Source organism: Paenibacillus sp. TAB_01 (assembly GCF_043945595.1).
Taxonomy (GTDB): Bacteria; Bacillota; Bacilli; order Paenibacillales; family NBRC-103111; genus Paenibacillus_S.
The window spans coordinates 1566770-1586529 of record NZ_JBIFNP010000001.1; the positions used below are offsets into that span (position 1 = coordinate 1566770).

General features: G+C 51.8%; 15 protein-coding genes and 1 pseudogene. All 16 read left to right on the forward strand.

Annotated elements, in window-relative coordinates; translation table 11 throughout:
- Positions 1–17: 17 nt before the first annotated feature.
- The 16 genes and pseudogenes from ACHHV8_RS07480 to ACHHV8_RS07555 all read left to right on the forward strand — a co-directional run bounded on the left by ACHHV8_RS07480 (position 18) and on the right by ACHHV8_RS07555 (position 19661).
- Entirely contained in the window at positions 18–896 is an 879-nt protein-coding gene (locus ACHHV8_RS07480) for a carbohydrate ABC transporter permease (protein WP_395157718.1), read from the forward strand.
- A 26-nt stretch (positions 897–922) separates the two neighbouring features.
- Positions 923–2434 (forward strand): extracellular solute-binding protein, encoded by a 1512-nt coding sequence (locus ACHHV8_RS07485; RefSeq protein ID WP_395157719.1) that lies wholly within the window; start codon positions 923–925, stop codon positions 2432–2434.
- Between the two features lie 85 nt (positions 2435–2519).
- Positions 2520–3395, forward strand: coding sequence for a family 43 glycosylhydrolase (locus ACHHV8_RS07490; RefSeq protein ID WP_395157720.1), 876 nt, complete (start codon positions 2520–2522; stop codon positions 3393–3395).
- Between the two features lie 2 nt (positions 3396–3397).
- The gene (locus tag ACHHV8_RS07495; protein WP_395157721.1) at positions 3398–4300 is read left to right on the forward strand and encodes a glycoside hydrolase family protein; all 903 of its coding nucleotides are present in this window, start codon (positions 3398–3400) and stop codon (positions 4298–4300) included.
- A 13-nt stretch (positions 4301–4313) separates the two neighbouring features.
- Positions 4314–7475 (forward strand): alpha-mannosidase, encoded by a 3162-nt coding sequence (locus ACHHV8_RS07500; RefSeq protein WP_395157722.1) that lies wholly within the window; start codon positions 4314–4316, stop codon positions 7473–7475.
- Positions 7476–7543: 68 nt separating this feature from the next.
- Positions 7544–8203, forward strand: a complete 660-nt coding sequence (locus ACHHV8_RS07505) for a glycoside hydrolase family 43 protein (RefSeq protein ID WP_395157723.1) — start codon at positions 7544–7546, stop codon at positions 8201–8203.
- A 186-nt stretch (positions 8204–8389) separates the two neighbouring features.
- Positions 8390–9410, forward strand: a pseudogene (locus ACHHV8_RS07510) (hypothetical protein).
- A gap of 724 nt (positions 9411–10134) precedes the next feature.
- On the forward strand, positions 10135–11586 hold the full coding sequence (locus ACHHV8_RS07515; protein ID WP_395157724.1) for a response regulator transcription factor: 1452 nt from the start codon (positions 10135–10137) through the stop codon (positions 11584–11586).
- Positions 11587–11625: 39 nt separating this feature from the next.
- Positions 11626–13386, forward strand: coding sequence for a cache domain-containing sensor histidine kinase (locus tag ACHHV8_RS07520; RefSeq protein ID WP_395157725.1), 1761 nt, complete (start codon positions 11626–11628; stop codon positions 13384–13386).
- Positions 13387–13678: 292 nt separating this feature from the next.
- A complete protein-coding gene (locus tag ACHHV8_RS07525) occupies positions 13679–15214 on the forward strand; it encodes a type 2 periplasmic-binding domain-containing protein (RefSeq protein ID WP_395157726.1) in 1536 nt (511 codons plus the stop codon).
- 85 nt (positions 15215–15299) lie between these two features.
- Positions 15300–15548: a cupin domain-containing protein gene (locus ACHHV8_RS07530; RefSeq protein ID WP_395157727.1), complete on the forward strand. Its 249-nt coding sequence runs from the start codon at positions 15300–15302 to the stop codon at positions 15546–15548.
- Positions 15479–16030 (forward strand): helix-turn-helix domain-containing protein, encoded by a 552-nt coding sequence (locus ACHHV8_RS07535; RefSeq protein WP_395157728.1) that lies wholly within the window; start codon positions 15479–15481, stop codon positions 16028–16030. The genes ACHHV8_RS07530 and ACHHV8_RS07535 overlap by 70 nt, the downstream gene beginning before the upstream one ends.
- A gap of 164 nt (positions 16031–16194) precedes the next feature.
- Positions 16195–17031 carry a phytanoyl-CoA dioxygenase family protein gene (locus ACHHV8_RS07540; protein WP_395157729.1) on the forward strand — a complete coding sequence of 279 codons (837 nt, stop codon included), beginning with the start codon at positions 16195–16197 and terminating at the stop codon, positions 17029–17031.
- 13 nt (positions 17032–17044) lie between these two features.
- Complete coding sequence (locus ACHHV8_RS07545) at positions 17045–18106, forward strand: amidohydrolase family protein (protein WP_395157730.1); 1062 nt, start codon at positions 17045–17047, stop codon at positions 18104–18106.
- A gap of 39 nt (positions 18107–18145) precedes the next feature.
- Positions 18146–18574, forward strand: a complete 429-nt coding sequence (locus ACHHV8_RS07550) for a Rieske (2Fe-2S) protein (protein ID WP_395157731.1) — start codon at positions 18146–18148, stop codon at positions 18572–18574.
- A 16-nt stretch (positions 18575–18590) separates the two neighbouring features.
- Positions 18591–19661, forward strand: a complete 1071-nt coding sequence (locus ACHHV8_RS07555; RefSeq protein WP_395157732.1) for an amidohydrolase family protein — start codon at positions 18591–18593, stop codon at positions 19659–19661.
- The last annotated feature ends 99 nt before the right edge of the window (positions 19662–19760 follow it).

The following is a 19760-nucleotide window of genomic DNA, read 5'->3' on the forward strand; positions in this document are numbered from 1 at the left end:
AAGGATAGACCAACGATATGGCGGATAAAACGATACCCGGCAGAATGCTGGATGGAATCATTTATGTGCTGCTTTCTCTCGTCGCCGCGGCTTGTGTGATTCCTTTTATCTATATTCTGGCAGCATCGGTGACAGCACCGGAAGAACTGATACAAAAAGGATTTGTATTGTTCCCCACCAAGTTTTCCCTCGTCGGTTATGAGTATATTTTGTCCACTGACGTGATTTTATCTAGTTTGGCCGTATCTATTTCCATCACGGTGGCCGGAACCTTGGCGAATCTGCTCTTTACGGCTCTCATGGCCTATCCTTTGGCTCAGCGAGACTTGATGGGAGTAAGCTTGTTCATGAAGCTGGTTGTATTCTCGATGCTGTTCAGCGGCGGGATGATTCCCACATATTTGGTAGTCAAGGAGACCGGGCTGTTAGATAGTCCCGCTTCACTCATTATTCCGGGCTTAATCAGCGCCTTTAATCTTATAATTATGCGGAGCTTCTTTCAACAGCTTCCGGACGGGCTGGAGGAGGCGGCGCGGATTGACGGGAGCAGCGATATTGGGATCTTGTTTCGAATCGTGCTACCCTTGTCAGCCCCGGTGCTTGCTTCACTCGCTTTATTCTACGCGGTTGGCCACTGGAATGCTTACTTCAACGCCATTTTATACATCAATGACAGCTCATACTGGCCTATTCAGGTATGGTTAAGACAAATTGTTATACTATCTCAAGGGGGGATCGGGGATTCATCGCAATTTAGTGAGGATTTTGTTCCACCACCGGCGGAGACTATAAAGATGGCGGTAATTGTACTCTCAACTTTACCTATCTTGATCGTCTACCCGTTCTTGCAAAAGCATTTTGCCAAAGGTGCCTTATTGGGGTCAGTGAAAGGTTAAATTAACTACAGACGAGGAGAATGTGTATGAAAAAATTCGAATCCCACAATATGGCGAAATTGCTCAAGGTTATTTGTATCACTTGCTTATCCGCTTCCCTGTTGGCTGCTTGCACGAATAAGGGCGGAACACCGGCTGCGCAGCCATCGGGAGGAGCAGCAGACAAGCCTTTGGAGTTGAAAGTGATGATGATTCAACAGCTCGCGGAGCCGCCGAAAAAGGACAGTCCGTTTTTAAAGAAAATCGAGGAGCATACCAACACGAAGCTGGATATCACCTGGGTACCCGGAGCGGGAACAGCCTATGATGATAAAGTAAGCGCGACAATCGCCTCAGGGAATTTGCCCGACGTCCTGTTGATCCGTAAAAACAAAGAAACAGCCAATTTGAACGCTCAAATGTCGGGGGTGTTCTGGGATCTTACTCCGTACCTGAAGGACTATCCGAATTTAAGCAAAATGAGCCAAGTCGCCGTGAAAAATGCAAGTATCAGCGGGAAGCTGTACGGTATTCCTCGGGAGCGTGTGCTGTCCCGTTACGGGATGATTATCCGCAAGGATTGGTTGGACAGTCTGGGGCTGCAAATGCCTAAAACGATGGACGACCTCTACAAAACGGCTAAAGCGTTTACAGAGAACGATCCGGATAAAGACGGCAAGAAAAACACGTTTGGCATCCAGGAAGATTCTACGATGGAGCTTTTGAAGCAACTGACCGTATATAATGGAGGCCCGAATGGCTGGGGGGTGAAGGACGGCAAGATTATCCCTGATTTTATGGCTCCGGAATTCAAGCCGGCACTGGATTTATATAAGAAAATGGTTGATGAAAAAATTATTGCCGCAGATTTCCCGATTGCCAAAAAGTATGATTATTTCAATCAGGGCAAAGCCGGTATGTATTTCTCCGTTATCGATGATGCCGCAACACGTCACCTGGATATGATGAAGCAGAATCCGAAAGTTCAAGTTGATGTGGCACAAAACTTCGATGGGCCGCAAGGGCAGCACGTTCGGGGGACTAATGGTTACGACTCTCTGATTGCCATTCCTAAATCAAGCGTGAAGGATGAAGCGAAGCTGAAGCAAATCCTCGGATTCCTGGATAAAATGGGCGATGAGCCAATGTTGTCCTTGATCAATGCTGGTGTAGAAGGAACTGACTACAAGATGGAGGGCGGATTGGCCAAGAAAGTTCCCGGATCCAAAGGCTCGGAGGATTGGCAGAATTTCCGGTGGGGCAATCAAAACGCGGGAGTCAAAATCGAGAAGACTCCACTGGAGCAAAAGATCGATAAGTTGTTTGCCGATAACAACAAAATCGGTACTGTTGATCTCAGCGCCTCGCTGCTATCCGATACGAACACCCAAAAAGGCGCAGATTTGAAGAAAGCCGTTACGGATGCGGAAGTCAAATACGTCTTGGGCGAATTGGATGAAAAGGGCTGGGAAGCCGCTGTTGCCAAGTGGCGTTCCGCCGGAGGCGACAAAATCATCGAAGAATTTACCGCGGACTTTAACAAAAATAACGGTAAATAAGAGATGAGTTTACCTGAAATCCGCCGGATCCTCGGCGGACTTTCTTTTTTAAACCACAACCCTTACAAGAAAGGATGTCATGCGGATGGTTGCATTGCCAAAGAATTTCAAGCCGTTATTTGAATTTCCGATTCGGGATACATCAATCTGTCTAGGTGGGGATGGGAACTATTATGTGACGGGAACCACCGGGTTCCCCGATTGGTGGGCGGTGACGGGGGATATCCAAGTATGGAAATCGGCAGATTTACTGAATTGGACGCCTGTCATTACAACCCCCCGAAAACGAAGCACGGTCTGGAACATTGATCGTGATGGAACCTGGCAGAAGAAAACAGCGATGCGTGACGGAGCACCTTTTCGACCGCTTTGGGCGCCCGAAATCCATTATTTGAAAGATACCTACTGGATCACTTACAGCATTCCTTTGCTAGGCAACGGATTGTTAAAAAGTGTCAGTGGACGTGCGGAAGGCCCTTACGTGGATATTATCAGCTCCAATGAACCGGTCAGTCCACACATTGACGCATCTCTTTTTCAAGACGATGATGGTGAAGTGTACTTCTTGTGCGACAACGGCAAAATTGCCAGGATGAATGAAGACATGACGACACTCGAGGAAGACCTTCGATTGTTAACCCCGGCCTGCGGCAAGCATGTCGGCTTTGAAGGGACGTTTTTGTTCAAGGCTCGCGGACGGTATCATTTATCCGGTGCAGATTTTGTGGACGGTGATTATCACTGCTTTGTGTCCAGCTCGGAACACATATACGGACCTTACAGTGAACGCTATTTGGCTGTACCGCATGGCGGGCATAATATGTTTTTTCAAGATAAAACCGGACAGTGGTGGAGCACGTTTTTCGGAAATAACACCAATGCGCCTTTTCAGGAAAGACCTGGCATTTTGCGGGTCGAATTCGATGAACAATTACGGATTCGTCCAATGATGGAGGGATGAATGTGACACAAGTAGATTTAGCGGGGATTCCATCCCCCATATTGCTGCAGGGCAATCAACGAATTGCTTATCGCGATCCAGCGGCCATTTATCATGACGGGGTATTCCGGCTCTTTTATACATTAACCGAGACAGAGTCCGACGGACAGATCTTTATGTATACGGCGATGAGCCAAAGTGAGGATCTGGTGCATTGGAGTGAGCCTAAGCGGCTTACGCCTAGAGACCGCAGCCTGAATTATTCGAGTCCGGGCAATATTATCCGTTTTCAAGGCAAATGGGTAATGTGCCTCCAAACGTATCCCAGACCCGGCGGTGAAAAATACGGCAATCAAAGCTCCCGAATCTGGATCATGGAAAGCCATGACCTCTGCCAATGGACGGATCCTAAGCTGCTCCGTTTGAAGGGAGAGGAGGTTCCGGTTGAAGATATGGGGCGCATGATCGACCCTTATCTTATCGAAAGCAAGGATGAACCGGGGAAATGGTTTTGCTTCTATAAACAGAATGGAGTTAGCTTATCGGTTTCCTATGATCTGGAGCATTGGAGTTTTTACGGCAATGAACATGCGGGGGAGAACGTGTGCATTCTGACGATAGAGAATCAATACATCATGCTCCACTCCCCGGAAAACGGAATAGGGATCATGAGATCAACGGACATAAAGCATTGGACCCATGATGAGACACTGCTGACGCTTGGACAGCAGGATTGGGAATGGGCGAGGGGAAGAATTACCGCAGGGTTTGTATTGGACTGCAGGCATGTAAGCGGCATAGCGAAATTTCTCATGTTCTTCCACGGCAGCGGCCCGGAGGATGAGCAATTGATCTTCGATACGCACGCATGCATAGGAATTGCTTGGAGTGACGACTTGAAACAGTGGCAATGGCCGAAATTATGAATGGAGGTAGCATATGTTTTTTACCGTAGAAAAGCTGGAGAAGCGTCTTCAGGAATTGGAACCGTTTCGATATCGGGAGCGGTTGCCGCTGAACGGTCTTCGGATCAAGCAAGAGCTCGATACGCAAATTGGACTTTATCCGGATGAGAGCGGCGAATGGAATCCGATTCAACATGGCGAAAGGTGGCAGGGGTACGATCAATACTACTGGCTGGCCGCCGATGTTCACATTCCTGAGACATGGAAGGACCGCAAAATCTTAGGTTACTTTGATATGGGGGTAAGCGGACGAGGGGGAATCAGCGGTTTTGAATCGCTGCTGTTCCTGAACGGGACTCCATACCAAGGTCTGGATGCCAATCATCTGGAGGTATTTCTGGATTCAAAGCTGGCGGGCACGTCCGTCGCTTTACGGTTTCGCATGTGGACAGGGCTAAACGGATATAATCCTGCCCCCACCCCGATAGAGTATAACATTAAGCGTTTGGAGCTGTGCTGGCTCGATGAGCCGACGGATGATCTTTATTTTACGGCAAAAGCTGTTTTGCAAACCCTGCACATTTTGGATGAAAATCGCCCCGAGTACCATACGTTACTTAAGATGCTGGATTCCGCCTTTCTCTGCTTGGACTGGTCGCGCCCGGGTTCAGAAATTTTCTATGAATCGATCAATGAAGCCATACAGCAGTTTCGTAAACAGCTGCAAAAGGAGCCCAAAACCCACGCTATAGTCGTACAATGTATCGGTCACACGCATATTGACGTCGCATGGCTGTGGAGGCTGCAGCACACACGGGAGAAAGCAGCCCGGTCAGTTTCTACCGTACTTCGTTTAATGGAGCAGTATCCGGATTATGTATTCCTCCAAACCCAGCCGCAGCTGTACGATTATCTGAAGCAGGATTACCCCGAGCTGTATGAGCAAATTCGCCAAAGGGTGGCGGAAGGACAATGGGAAGCCGGAGGCGCGATGTGGCTTGAAGCGGACTGCAATCTCTCATCCGGCGAATCGTTAGTACGGCATATTTTGTATGGAACGCGATTTTTGCAGGAGGAATTCGGGGCCAAATGTACATATCTATGGCTGCCCGACGTGTTCGGTTACAGCTGGTCGCTGCCGCAGATTTTGAGAAAAAGCGGAATCAGCACGTTCATGACAACGAAAATCAGCTGGAATCAATACAACCGGATGCCCAACGATACCTTCAAGTGGCGCGGTATTGACGGTTCCGAGATCATTACGCATTTCATTACAACACCGAACCCGGGCCGATCAGAAAATGGGGCTTTTTTCTACACGTATAACGGTGGTATTTCCGCAGAATCGGTGCAGGGCATCTGGAATGGGTACCGGGATAAAGGGGTGAACCAAAAGCTGCTGCTTGCTTACGGGTATGGCGACGGCGGAGGCGGCGTGAACCGCGAAATGCTGGAAATGCGCCGAAGATTCTTCGAGCTGCCGGGAACGCCTCAGGTTACCACGGGCCGGGCAGACGACTATTTCGCAGAGCTGGAGCAGACGATCCGGGAAACGGATGAGTATGTGCATACCTGGGATGGCGAGCTGTATCTGGAGCTGCACCGGGGGACTTATACGAGCCAGGCTTATAATAAACGGATGAACCGCAAGCTGGAGCTTTTATACAGGGACACTGAATTTCTGCAGGTGTTGGGAGGTCTGTTTAACAGCAATTTAGAGCCCTCTGCGGCGCTTTCCGAAGGTTGGAAAATCATCCTGAGAAACCAGTTTCACGATATTATTCCCGGCTCCTCGATCAAAGAGGTTTATGAGGACAGCAAAGTAGAATACGAGGAAGCTCGGGTAATAGCTAAGCAATGTATCGAATATGCTTCCAACATCATTCTGCAGCAAAAGGATCAAGTTTGGACCGTGTTCAACAGTGCTTCGTGGAGTCGTAACGATTATGTTGTCATCCCTTTTGACCAAGCACCGGGATCGGGGAGGTGGATCCGGGAAACGGGAGAGATTTGCTCTTCACAGCGGACCAAGGAAGGCTGGTTTGTACAAGTGAATGACTTGCCGCCTATGGGCTTTGCAGCCATCAGACAGGAAAAGACCGATATTCCGCATAGCTCGGAAGAAACCATTCCATTTCAATTCATGGGTAAACATCATGATCAAGGAATAGAAACTCCTTTCTATATCCTGCAGTGGAACGATGAAGGCCATTTAACCAGAATTTATGATAAGCAAGCCGCCAGAGATGTGCTTAAGGCAGGCGAATTCGGCAACGTTTTCGAGGTGTTCGAGGATAAGCCGAAAAGCCGGCATGAGGCATGGGATATCGATCTGTATTATTTGGAAAAAAGAAGAATCGTCGACCGTTGTACACAGATTCGGATCGTGGAAAAGGGTCCCTTGCGTGCTGTTGTTCAATTTTCCTGGGACTATATGGACTCCAAGCTGACCCAGGAGATGATCCTTTATACAGTCAACCGGAGAATCGACTTCAAAACCCATGTAAATTGGAATGAGCAGCGTCAACTGTTAAAGGTAGCGTTTCCTGTAAACATAAGGGCTACTGAAGCCACCTATGATATTCAATTCGGGAATGTAAAACGGCCTACCCATTGGAATACAAGCTGGGATTACGCGAGATTCGAAACTGTTGGTCACCAGTGGGCCGATCTTTCCGAGAGAGGCTATGGAGTCAGCTTGTTGAATGACTGCAAATACGGTTACGATATTAAGGATCACAAGATGCGGCTGACTCTGATTAAATCCGCCCTGGTGCCTGATCCTACGGCAGATCAAGGGGAGCATGTATTCAGCTACTCGCTTTACCCTCATGAGGGGGATTGGTATGCCGGCGGATCGGTGCAGGAAGCTTGGCATTTGAACAGCCCTTTACTTACGCTGCAAGGCCAATCGGCGGAGCAAGCCTTTTCACTTTTCAGCGTTAGTGCGCGTAATGTGGTTATTGATGTGGTAAAGCCAGCGGAGGATGGCGAGGGGGTAATCATTCGTTTGCACGAGTATGCCGGAGCGAGAGGGCCGGTAAAACTTACAAGCGGTCTAACCGATATAGCATGGCAGGAGACCGATATGCTTGAGAATCCTTTTGCGGATGATAGTAGGAATGGACACGGCTCTATCGATTTCGAAATCGGACCCTATGAGATCAAAACCTTCCGGATTCAAATCTGCAAATGACAGATTGAAGAGGATACCGGGAGCAATTAAGTTTCAAGCCCGATAGGGTGTCGAGGAGGATGGAGCGTATGTACGTATTCAGTTACTTTAAAGAGGAGCAGGAGAGCCTTTTTCTTGCTGTAAGCGAGGACGGTTATCAGTGGCGCGAGCTGAACGGCGGGCACGCGATATTTGCCTCCCATATAGGGTCGAAGCGGCTGCGTGATCCTTTTATTTGGGAGGATAGGGAAGGCACGTTTCATCTGATCTGGACGGATGGCTGGCGAAGCCGAAGCATTGGTTATGCGCGTTCGTCAGATCTCATTCACTGGGAGGATGAGCGGCTGCTTCCGGTGATGGAGCAAATACCTGAAACCCAGAACACATGGGCTCCTGAAATCTTTTATGACACGGCTGCCGGTCGCTGCCGCATTATCTGGTCTTCAACCGTCGGAACCGGACCGCGAAATCATCGGATTTGGTCAGCGACGACAGCAGATTTTAAATCTTTTACCGATTCCAGTCTGTTTTTCGACCCCGGCTATAATGTCATTGATGCTAATATTACAGATCTGGGTGAGAGCTATTTGATGCTTTTCAAGGACGAACGGGGCAGCAACGAAAAAGGGACCGACTATAAGGCTGTTCGTTCGTGTCTGCTCAAAAAACAGGAAGGCGACCGCCCGCAGGTAGCGGGAATCTCAGGTCTGCTTACACCGGCTTTGACGGAAAAGACCGACACTCTATGAGGCAGAGCGAGACGGGAAAAAGGAATGGATTATGCTTGTGGATGGTTTCCGTGAACAATACTACATCGGCTTTCGATCTTACGATTTGGAGGCTTGGGAACCGATTGGTGATGAAATGCAGCTGCCCCGTGGAGCGCGTCATGGTTCGGTAATCCGACTTCAGAATCATGGGAGGGAATGCATACAATGTCCAACAAACTTGCCTTAACACCGCCGATGGGCTGGAACAGCTGGGATTGTTACGGTGCGAGCGTTACGGAAGAGGAGATACGCGCAAATGCAGAGTATATGGCGGTGCATTTAAAGCCGTTTGGCTGGGAATATCTCGTGGTGGATATCCAATGGTACGAGTCCGGAGCCAATTCATCACAGTACAGACCTTTCGTGCCGTTAGAAATGGATGCGTATTCCGGTTAACTCCCGCAGTTAACCGCTTCCCGTCTGCCGGGAACGGGCTTGGATTTAAACCGTTGGCCGACTATGTGCACAGCCTAGGTCTTAAATTCGGCATCCACATCATGAGAGGCATTCCACGCCAAGCTGTCCATGCCGATGGTGCCATTCTCGGTACTGAGACTACGGCAAGGGGGATTGCTCATATCAATTCGATCTGCCCTTGGAACACGGATATGTACGGCGTGAATGCGTCTAAGGAAGGTGCACAAGCCTTCTACAATTCTTTATTCCAGTTATACGCCGAATGGGGAGTCGATTTCGTCAAGGTGGATGACCGGACTGCGATATGCTTCCATTGGGTCATATCGGGATCCGATCGGTTGACGGTGGCGGATCAGACCGATGGACACGGTTCACCAAGGAAGAACAAGTGACTATGATGACTCTATGGTGCATATTCCGTTCGCCGCTTATGTTTGGGGGAGAGCTTAGGGATAACGATGAATGGACTTTATCTCTACTGACCAATCCCGAGGTGCTTCAGGTGCTGAATCATTCCTATGCGAACAAACCGCTGCTTCGGTCCGGGGAACGCATCGTTTGGACGGCCGAAGGGGAAGGATGCAAATATGCTGCCGTATTCAATATTGGAGAAGTCGAGGATAAGGTGGAGCTTACTTTAAGCGAACTAGCTATAGCTTCCCCTTGCCAAGCACGTGACCTATGGAGTCGCGAAGATATAGGCAGAATTGATCAATCTTTTACGTTAGAGGTACCATCCCATGGCGCACGTTTGCTTAAATTGAGTTAAGTAATAGATGCATCAATTAAATATTGGCAGTTGTAAAAATCCTCGGTCCTTAAGCAACCCGAGGATTTTCTCTTATAATTGGAAGGCGCGGATCGGGGATGATCGATTGACGGCAATGGGATCAAGTTATTGGCAGCCGACAACCCATTTATACAACCATGAAAATCTTAAGGGCTTTCCTGCTATCCCCATTTCCGCCTCTGCTTTCGTTGTCGCGGGTACCTTCCGCACGCGTTACAGCTTTTCGACGCAATCCCCCTCCATCCGACAGCCTCCTTCGAACAATTTCTCGCCTCTTCTGGCTTATAATAGACACAATATAACGCTTCGACGGTGAATGATTTCACAAAATTACAAGAATATCCATCGGGATAGGAGACATTCAGCGCGAAGAAGGCTCCGCACCGGAGTCAGATCAACCATGTAGAGCTGCCTCTCTTTCCACCGCAAGGAACAAGCGGAAGAAATGATCGAGCGCAGCGTAAACAAGTGGAAGAAAGGCCCATGTTGACAAAAGAGGCGATGGATAGGGGGCGTAAAGTTTACGTGCCGTCTTTGAAGCTGTGTTCCCGCCATCAAATCTCATCTTATGGAACACGGCTTCAACAACGGCTGCAGCCCCCTATCCATCCCCTCCCCCCGCTAACGCACGGGTTTACTCCAAAATATTTAGAATAAATGGTCATTAGCCAAGCTTTTCACACGTCATGGAAGGGAGGCGCCTATGTACCGCGTTGTTATTGTAGATGATGAGCCTTGGGTACTCAAAGGAATCCGCAGCACGTTTGCCTGGCATGATTACGGCTTCGAGGTGGTCGCGGAAACGACCGATTCGGAGCGGGCCTGGGAGCTGATCCGGCAGGAGAAGCCGGACGCCGTATTGACGGATATCCGGATGCCGGAGCTGTCCGGGATCGATTTGATGCGTTTGAGCAGAGAGGAAGGGATCGATGCTGCCTTCGTCCTGATCAGCGGCGTAGCGGATTTTCAATACGCCAAGGAATCGATCCGCCTGGGCTGCTTCGATTACCTGCTCAAGCCGCTCCAATTTGATGAGGCCGATGCCGTCCTGAAACGGCTGGGCGAACACCTTCAGGCATCTTTCCGGCAGAAGCAGAAAGCGCTGCAGGCTGTGCTGCTGCAGGGTACGCAGGAGCAGCTGGAGCAGCTGCTGAAGAATCAAGGCTTCGAATGGAAGGGGAGAGAGGTCCAGGTGCTGCAGATGAAAGCGGCGTCGGAGGACACGCTGGCAGCTGCGGAGACGTGGCTCGCGCATACCAGCCGCTTCACGCTGCGGCCCGAGTCGAACCAAGCGATTATCATCACGGGCTGCGAGCAGAGCTTGTATCCGATGCTGTCGGCCAAGCTGCAGGAAGCCGGGGCGCAGACAGGCATATTCATCGGAATCAGCAGCCGCTCCGCCCGTGTCGAGGAGATGGCGGAGCGGGTGGAGGAAGCGCGCCAGGCACTGCAATCGTCATTCCTGTTTCCGGAAGGCGGCGTCTTTTTGTACCGGAAGGAGAGCTTGCCCGTACTGAGAAAGATGGTGCACGAGCTTTGCTCGGATCTGCGCCAATCGTCCGGCGCTCTCCTTGCTCCCCGGTTCGAATCGCTTCACGAACTATTTCGAAGGGAACAGGCCGGAATCAAGGACGTGGTCTACTTCTGGAATCAGATGGTGTCTACTCTGCATAACCCGCTCGGCGAAGGGGGACTGCGCCAGGAGCTGCAGTTCATGGATCCGGGGGAGCTGACGGAGCGGTTTGCCGATTTTGGGCAAATGTGCAGCTATTTGAAACGGCAGGCGCTGCCGGAGGCCAAGCCGCAGGATCATGAAATGAACCTTTTGATTAACGAAAATTTCAGCAAGCTGCTGGACTATGTAAACCAGCACTACATGGAGGAGCTGCATCTGAAGGAGCTTTCTCATCAGTTTTATATCAACTATACGTACTGCTGCGACTTGTTCCAGAAAGTGACGAAGTCTACCTTCACGGACTATATGACCCGGCTGCGCATGAAGAAAGCGGAGCTGCTGCTTCGGGAAAGAAGTCTTACGATAGTCGAAATATGCCAGAAGGTAGGGTACAAGGACTATACCTATTTTAATAAGGTTTTTAAAAAGTGGTACGGGCTGACGCCCTCGAACTACCGGAAAAGCAAGGCCCTAAATTAAACGGCAAGGCAGGCGAGCGAGGTGCGGATAGGGAACGAAATGACCTTAAAACAGAAGCTGCTGCTTTTGATCGGTATTTCCACATTAATGATTTTTTTGCTGCAAATTTATTATTATATGAATTTTTACGGGCTGACGGAGGACAAGGAGAGCATTCATACCTCCAATCTGATGAAGCAGGTGGAGGAGCGGCTCCAATCCTTCACTCAGGATATCAAGGACGCTGCGCTGGCTTCCTCTTACAACACGATTACGCATGATTATTTGGGCTCCCGCGATCCGATCTACCGGTTGAAGCTGAACAAGATCGTCGTCGAAATTTTAGCAGGCATCAAGGCGGCCAACAAAAACATTCAATCGATTTTTATGGTGGATAAATCAGGGAATATTATAGGCGCCTCCAATCCGGACGATTACTCCATTCTGGACGGCATTGTGAAGAAGTATCGGCTGAACCTGCAGAAGCCTGCTGCGCAATTTTACGGTAAAATCCACTCGCAGGAAATGACCAACCCCGCTTATGTCTATGTCCACCCAATCTATTCGTCGATCAATGATTCAAGCGACACGCCTGAGCTCGGCACCTGTATCGTCATTTATAAAACGGATGCGCTCGACCACATGGTCAGAGATATTAAAGGGACGCCGAATTCGCGCCTGATGATTGTAGATAATGAGCAGCATATCGTGACTGCCAGCGAGACGATGGCGAAGGGATCGTTCTTTGACGTGCAGGCGCTTCGCGATTTAAGCCGGGACGACCATGTGCAGGTGAAGGAAGTGGAGCCGCTTCATTGGAGCATTATCAGTTTGATTCCGATTAAGGAAATGACGGACGACCTCCGTTCCATCCGCAATTTCGGCTTGATGATCGGCGCTGTGATGACGCTGGTTATTCTGGTGATGGGGCTGTTTTTTATCCGGAGCGTCATGGTGCCCTTCGGACACATTATCCGTTTCGTCCATTACATCGGAGATTACGGAGGCAGGCAGAGGCTTCAGCTATCCGCTCAGAATGAAATGGGCATACTGGCGTCTGAAATTAACCGGATGCTGAACAAAATCGATGAGACGAACGAGAAATTTATACAGGCCAACACCTCCCTTTACCAAATGGAGCTTGCCAAAAAGCAGGCGGAGCTGTCCTCGCTTCAAAGCCAGATTAACCCCCATTTTCTCTATAATACACTCGAATGCATCCGGTCCATCGCTCTCGCCAGCCGGGTGATGGAGATTGTAGAAATATCCACCTCCATGGCCAAAATTTTCAGGTACAGCATTAAAGAAGAGAGCTGGGTATGGGTCCGCAGCGAGGTCGATTGCATTCAAGACTATCTGCGTATCATGTCAATCCGTTTCATGGACAAGTTCCAGGCGGACTTGCAGATTGAAGAGAGCGTGCTCGGGATGAAAATGCCCAAGATGATTCTGCAGCCTATTGTGGAGAATGCAATCTACCATGGGCTGGAACGGAAGGGCGGGAAAGGAAATATTCGCATCAAAGGGTACAAAACCGCGGATAACTGGGTACGCTTTGAAATATGGGATGACGGCAAGGGGATTAACGAGGAAGAAATCCTCGCCCTTCAGCATTATTTGACGAATGCCGGGATTGATTCACAGGCACCGGGGGCAAGGGGAATGGGCCTGCTGAACATTCATAAACGTATCCGGCTGGCTTTCGGAGAGCAGTACGGCATTGAAATACAGAGCCAACTCAATGTGGGCACCTTGGTAAGTCTGCATATTCCTGCACTAAGCCACAGAGAAGAAAAGGACGACGAAGTTCCGAATCCATAACCAAATCGTCCGAAACGAGACACTATTCCAACAAAAAGAATGCGCTTACAATAAAATAGACCCCGTCGACCCAGGCGGCCGCTGAATAACTAGCGGAGGGTATGGAATCTTACTGCAGAAGCGAAAGGGTTCGCCTTTGTCTCCGGAGTTCGACTGCTGACAGCGGGAGAATTCAAAGAAATCCGGGGACGGCAGCGAAACGGAAAAAGGTTCCGTACGCAAAGCGATGAGTTTGTCAGCGGCCTCTCAACCCGGATGCCCGGCTTCGGGGAGGCGAGAGGAGGAGGGGCATATGGTCCGATCAAGGTCCGTCGGCAAAATAGCGGCGCTCCTGCTTTCGGCAGCGGTGCTGCTTACGGGATCGGCCTGCAGCGGCGATCTGCCGGACGGCACGGCTCCTGCAATCCGGGAGAATCAGCCGGAAGCGGTCGGCGGCATCCTGAGCACTGCCGGCAAGCTGCTCTCGCTGAATGTGCTGTCCAATACGCCGCGAGAGCTGCCCGATCTGAACAACCGTTTTTGGACCAAGGTGCAGGAGCTGTTTCAAGTGAAGCTGCACGCGGAGTTCGTCCCTCTGGACGATTATGAGACGAGGCTGCGCCAGGTTCTCTCGTCGGGGGAGCTGCCGGAAGTGATGGTAGTCAACACATTAGACGACGGGGTATTCAACCAGGCGGCCAAGCAGGGCATGTTCTGGGATCTGCACGAGCTGGCAGGCGGCCTGGACGATTTCCCGAATCTGAAAACGAATATTCCCGAGGAAGCTTGGAGGTATTCCAGCGTGGAAGGGAAGCGGTACGTGATCCCGCGCGTACGCCCGATGCTGGACGGCGCGCTTCATTGGAGGCCGGATTTATTTGCGGCCCAGTGTCTGCCGGAGCCTCGAACACTGGACGAATACATCGCAGGCTTGAGGCAAATCGTCGAGGCCTATCCGCAGAAGCATTATGTCGGCCTGCATTTCGAGGAATCGTTCTTCGGGGCCTTTGGCGGCTTTGAACCGGTCTATGACCGTAAATCGGGAGGGCTTCTATACAAATATTTTACAGAGGCCTACACGGATTTTGTCGCCTGGTACCGCAAGGTGTACGCCATGGGCTTGATGTCCGAGGAGTTCGCCGTCCTGAAGGGAAGCGACAAGGAGTACATGTTCCGGTCGGATAAAGCGTTGACGTTTCAGAAAAATATGTATCACAGCTATACGTACGATCAGGATTTGAAGAGAATCAACCCGGATTTCCAGGCCGGTGTAATTACGTATTTAAACGGCCCGAACGGGCATACCGGCGAATTCGGCGTCGGCTATACCGGCGGATTCGTCATCTCCAGGAAGGTGCCGGCGGAGAAAGCGCTGCGAATTCTCCGTATGTATAACGACGCGGTCGTGCCGGAGGTAACCGATCAGCTGCTGCACGGATTCCAAGGCATCCATTACCGCATGGTAAACGGGGAGAGGGTGCCGACGGAATTGGCCCGCAAGGAAATCAGCAATGCGGTCATGCAGGTATTTCCGAACGCGCTGGACCCGTGGCAGAAGGTCACTCACACGGCGGCGCCCAAGGAATGGAACGAACGTATGAAGGGAATCGCCAGAACGCTGTATCAAGCGAAGCATGCCGTCGATCCGTTCCGGGTGATCCGCTCGGAAGCTTGGCTGAAGGAATGGCCCAAGCTGCAGGATGAATATATCGCCATGCGGACCGGGGCTATTATGGGGGTCGTCACGATGGAGGAATACCGGAGCTACGTAGCTAAGCTGAGAGAGAAGCCGGAGCTGCAGCAGGCGTTCCGTGAATTTGCGGAAAGCTACAAAAGTCTGTTTCAGTAGGCTGTATAACCGAAATGACAACGAAGGGAGTCGGCTGTTTTATGTTAAACATTACATCCTGTTATGTAAAGGATTTGAGCAGCAGATGGACTTTGAGGCGGTCCAAACAACGAGCTTCCTGCTGATTTTTATTACGAGCGGGAAGCTGGTGTATCGGGTGGACAATGAGGATTATCCGCTTCAGAAGGGGGATGTGCTGATGATTCCGGCCGGCTCCTTTCGGTGTGCCAAAGCGTTGGAGGCAGCCATCAAAGATATGCCGTCGTGTTCGAACCGGCAGGGGATGACAAGCAGGTGCTCCCTATTTTATCCGAGAACCGGGCTTATAAGCTGAAGATAGACAACACCGCATATTTCAAGCAGCGCATGTCCCTGCTTCTGCATCATTGGCTGCAGAAGGGCCCGTATGTGGAGGCTTCCTGCTCCTCTATCCTGATGGAAATGCTCAGCGTGATCAACCATGAGCTGGACCAAAGGGAGACGAAAGGGAAGAAGACCCGCATGGTTAAGGACATTGAAAATTATATATCGGCCCATTACCAGCACCCGCTGAAGCTTCAGGATTTGTCCGCGTACAGCGGCAGAACGCCCAATTACATTACCTGTGCTTTTAAGGAGGTCACCGGGTTCACGCCGATCGAATATTTGCATGTCGTGAGGGTCTCGGTCGCCAAGGATTTGATGCTGGAGCAGTCGATGTCGGTCAGGGAAATATCGGAGCGGACCGGGTTCTGCGACCAGGCCTATTTTAACCGGGTGTTCAAGAAGATTACGGGTTATTCGCCGACCGATTTCCTGCATCGCAAGTCCGGGTAACCGTTTTCAAAAAAAATTCGCCGTTAACCGTTGAATAGTACAAATGCAGAGGGATTATTAATGGTTCGTTTCCCGAAAACAAATTATGATAAAACAGGAAGCTGATCCCAGAGGATCGGCGCAGGAAATCAACATTTTATAACCAATGAATGGAGGCAGAACACATGAATCCAAGCTGCTTGCAGTATTCGCTGACGGAAGAAGAACGCAGAACGTTTGACGAAACGGGGTACCTTGTTCTGGAGAACGCGCTGAGCGCAGAGCAGGTGGAGGCGTTAACCCGGGAAGTGGATAACATTTACAATGCCAAGGTTCAGGCGGGACACGATAGTACTAAAGCGCTGTTTTATCCTAATTTTATTCCGGACCACAAGCTGTTTCTTGATCTCGTGGATTACGAGAAGGTGCTTCCTAAGGTGTGGGGGATTCTCGGCTGGAACATTTATCTCTACCATGCGCATATGATCGTAACGCCTCCCAGCGGTCAGGAGAAGAGCGATAAAACGTTCGGCTGGCATCAGGACAGCGGACGGATGAACATAGATATGGAGACGGATCCGCGGCCAAGAATGTCTTTGAAGGTAGCTTACTTCTTATCGGACTTGAGCGAAGCGGGCCGGGGCAACTTCTGGATTGTGCCGAACAGCCATCTCAACAACCATCTTGCCAAGCCCGAGGGGGGCGTCGGACAGCCGGAAGGTGCGGTTCCGATCTGCGTGAAGCCCGGAACGGCCGTGTTCTTCGACCGGCGGCTGTGGCATACGGCAAGCCCGAACTGGTCCGATATTACCCGCAAGGTGCTGTTCTACGGCTACGGCTACCGCTGGATTCGGACCAAGGACGATATGACCGTCCAGGATTTGTGGGACGACAACGCGCCGATCCGCAAACAGCTGTTGAGCGCGGGAACGAACTGCAACGGATATTATACGCCTACGGTAGAAGACGTGCCGCTTCGCACTTGGCTGGAGCAGCATGCCAAGGATCAGGTGAAACGCTGAGGAGGTCTGCGGAGTGAGCCGTCAAACGAAACCGGGAATTATCGATTGTGATGTGCATCCGATACCGAAGAGCCTGGATCAGATCAGGCCGTATTTGCCGAAATATTGGCGGGGCCGGTTCCGGGGCGGAGGCAGAGGGCTGTTCTATGGGAACCCGTCCCATGGCATGCGGCTTGACTCGAATCCGCCGGACGGCGGCCCTGCCGGCTCCGATCCGCAGTTCGTGCGCAAGCAGCTGATCGAGCCGAACAACATTAAGCACGCCATTCTGATTCCGCGTGAGAACAGCTGCCAGTTTCCCGATCTGGATTACGGGAATGCGATAGCCTCCGCCTACAACGAATGGATTGCGGACACCTGGATCGGGCCGGATAACCCCGACGGCTTGTTCAAATCCTCCATCGTCATCAATCACAGCGACCCGCAGGCTGCAGCCAAGGAAATCGACCGCTGGGCCGGGCACCCGCATATTGTGCAGGTGACGACGGACTCCGGCGCCCGGTTCCTGATGGGGCACCGCAACTTCCACCCTATCTTCGAGGCGTGCTGCCGCCACAACCTGCCGCTTGCGATTCATCCGGGACTTGACGGGATCGGGATCAATATTCTCCCGTCTCCCGGCAACCCGAGCCACTACATCGAGTGGCACACCTGCATGTCGCTCAGCTTCATGGCCCACCTCGTCAGCCTGCTGACGGAGGGTACCTTCGAACGGTACCCGAGCCTGCGCATCGTGCTGGTAGAGGGCAGCTCGACTTGGCTGGTGCCGCTCATGTGGCGGCTTGATATGGAATACAAGGCGCTGCGCCATGAAATTCCATGGGTGAAGAAGCGGCCGAGCGAATATTTGCGGGACCATGTCCGCCTGACCTCGCAGCCGCTGGAGCGCCCGGAGAAGGACGAGGATCTGCTGCATATGCTCCGCATGATGGACGCGGAACACCTGCTTATGTTCTCAAGCGATTACCCGCACTGGGACTTTGACAATCCGAAGCTGGCGTTTCCGAAGCTGCCGGAGCCGCTGTACAACCGGATCTTTTTTGAGAATGCACAGGAGTTTTACGGCTTGGCTTGAGGCTAATCTAAGCAAAACCCGTAAGGAGGTACGGCGCGAATGGGCAAGCATATTGTAGGCAATCGAAGCGATATTCCGGCAGGTCAGCGGAAAATTGTCAACCTCGAGGGCATATCGGTCGGCGTGTTTAATATTGAGGGGACCTACTACGCGGTCAAGAACAGCTGTCCGCATCAATTGGCGCCGCTGTGTCTCGGCAAGGTGACGGGAACGACGCTTCCGTCCAAGCCCGGAGAATTTCTGTACGGCAGGGAAGGGGAGATCGTCCGCTGTCCGTGGCACGGCTGGGAATTCGATCTGACGAACGGACAGTCGCTGTTCGATCCGAACAAGTGCCGGGTGAAGACCTACGAAGTGGGGGTGGAGGCGGAGACGGAGACGGCGGCAGCCCCGGAGGAAGAGCCGAGGCTGGAAACCTTTCCTGTCCATGTGGAAGAGGAAAGGGTGGTTGTGACTATAAACCGGTAAGAGGAGCCGAACAATCATGGAGCAGGTGAACCGACAAGGCAAGCGTTCATATGGCATTATCGATTGCGATGTGCATCCATACCCAGCGAATAAGGAAGTCATTCGGGCTTATTTGAACCAGCCCTGGCGCGACCGCTTCAGCGGCGGGGGCCGGGGCCACTACAGCAATCCCGTGCACGGGGAACGGCTGGACTCCAGGCCGCCCGGCGGCGGGCCCGGCGGATCCGACCCGGCTTTTCTGCGGGAGCAGCATGTGAACCGCTACGGGATCGATCACTGCATTTTACTGCCCCGGGCCTTCTGCAATCTGCACCCGGACCCCGACTTCGCGACGGCGATTGCCGCTGCGTATAACGAATGGCTTGCCGACACTTGGCTCGGCAAGTACAACCCTGACGGCGTGTTCAAAGGATCGATCACGATAGCGCACCAAGACCCTGCGGCAGCGGCCGCCGAAATCGACAAATGGGCCGGCCATCCGCATTTCGTTCAGGTGATGACCGATTCCGGAGCGAGAGCTCCGTTCGGCCAGCGCCAATATTATCCGATCTACGAGGCCTGTGCCCGTCACGGGCTGCCGTTCGCGATTCATCCCGGCACCGACGGGATGGGCATTAATATTCAGCCGACGCCGGGCTATCCGACCCACTATATCGAGTGGCATACTTGCCTTTCACTCGGGTTTCAGGCGCATCTGGTCAGCTTTATTACCGAAGGGGTGTTCGAGCGGTTTCCGGACTTCCGGGTCGTCCTGGTCGAAGGCGGCGTAGCTTGGCTGCCCGCGCTGATGTGGAGGCTGGATGCGGAATACAAGGCGCTCCGCTATGAGGTGCCCTGGCTCAAGAAACGGCCGAGCGATTATCTCCGCGATCACGTGCGCATTACCTCCCAGCCGTTGGAGCGTCCGGAGCAGGACAGCCATCTGCTGCAGACGCTGGAGATGATGGACGCGAGAAATCTCTTGATGTTTTCCAGCGATTACCCGCACTGGGATTTCGATTCGCCGCAGTTTGCCTTTCCCCGGCTTCCGGACGATCTTCGCAAACGTATTTTTTCCGACAATGCCAGAGCCTGGTACCGGCTATGACGGGCCGCAGGACGCTGCAGCCGGGGCGAAGCCGGCATGTGCTTAACGGGAAATGGATCGGCAGGACCATACGCAGAGCGGTACCAATAAAAGGAAAGG

Excerpts from the sequence above, each read along its gene's own strand:
- ACHHV8_RS07480 (WP_395157718.1), top strand. The coding sequence starts at position 18 with ATGGCGGATAAAACGATACCCGGCAGAATGCTGGATGGAATCATTTAT.
- ACHHV8_RS07485 (WP_395157719.1), top strand. The coding sequence starts at position 923 with ATGAAAAAATTCGAATCCCACAATATGGCGAAATTGCTCAAGGTTATT.
- ACHHV8_RS07490 (WP_395157720.1), top strand. The coding sequence starts at position 2,520 with ATGGTTGCATTGCCAAAGAATTTCAAGCCGTTATTTGAATTTCCGATT.
- ACHHV8_RS07500 (WP_395157722.1), top strand. The coding sequence starts at position 4,314 with ATGTTTTTTACCGTAGAAAAGCTGGAGAAGCGTCTTCAGGAATTGGAA.
- ACHHV8_RS07505 (WP_395157723.1), top strand. The coding sequence starts at position 7,544 with ATGTACGTATTCAGTTACTTTAAAGAGGAGCAGGAGAGCCTTTTTCTT.
- ACHHV8_RS07515 (WP_395157724.1), top strand. The coding sequence starts at position 10,135 with ATGTACCGCGTTGTTATTGTAGATGATGAGCCTTGGGTACTCAAAGGA.
- ACHHV8_RS07520 (WP_395157725.1), top strand. The coding sequence starts at position 11,626 with ATGACCTTAAAACAGAAGCTGCTGCTTTTGATCGGTATTTCCACATTA.
- ACHHV8_RS07525 (WP_395157726.1), top strand. The coding sequence starts at position 13,679 with ATGGTCCGATCAAGGTCCGTCGGCAAAATAGCGGCGCTCCTGCTTTCG.
- ACHHV8_RS07530 (WP_395157727.1), top strand. The coding sequence starts at position 15,300 with ATGGACTTTGAGGCGGTCCAAACAACGAGCTTCCTGCTGATTTTTATT.
- ACHHV8_RS07540 (WP_395157729.1), top strand. The coding sequence starts at position 16,195 with ATGAATCCAAGCTGCTTGCAGTATTCGCTGACGGAAGAAGAACGCAGA.
- ACHHV8_RS07550 (WP_395157731.1), top strand. The coding sequence starts at position 18,146 with ATGGGCAAGCATATTGTAGGCAATCGAAGCGATATTCCGGCAGGTCAG.
- ACHHV8_RS07555 (WP_395157732.1), top strand. The coding sequence starts at position 18,591 with ATGGAGCAGGTGAACCGACAAGGCAAGCGTTCATATGGCATTATCGAT.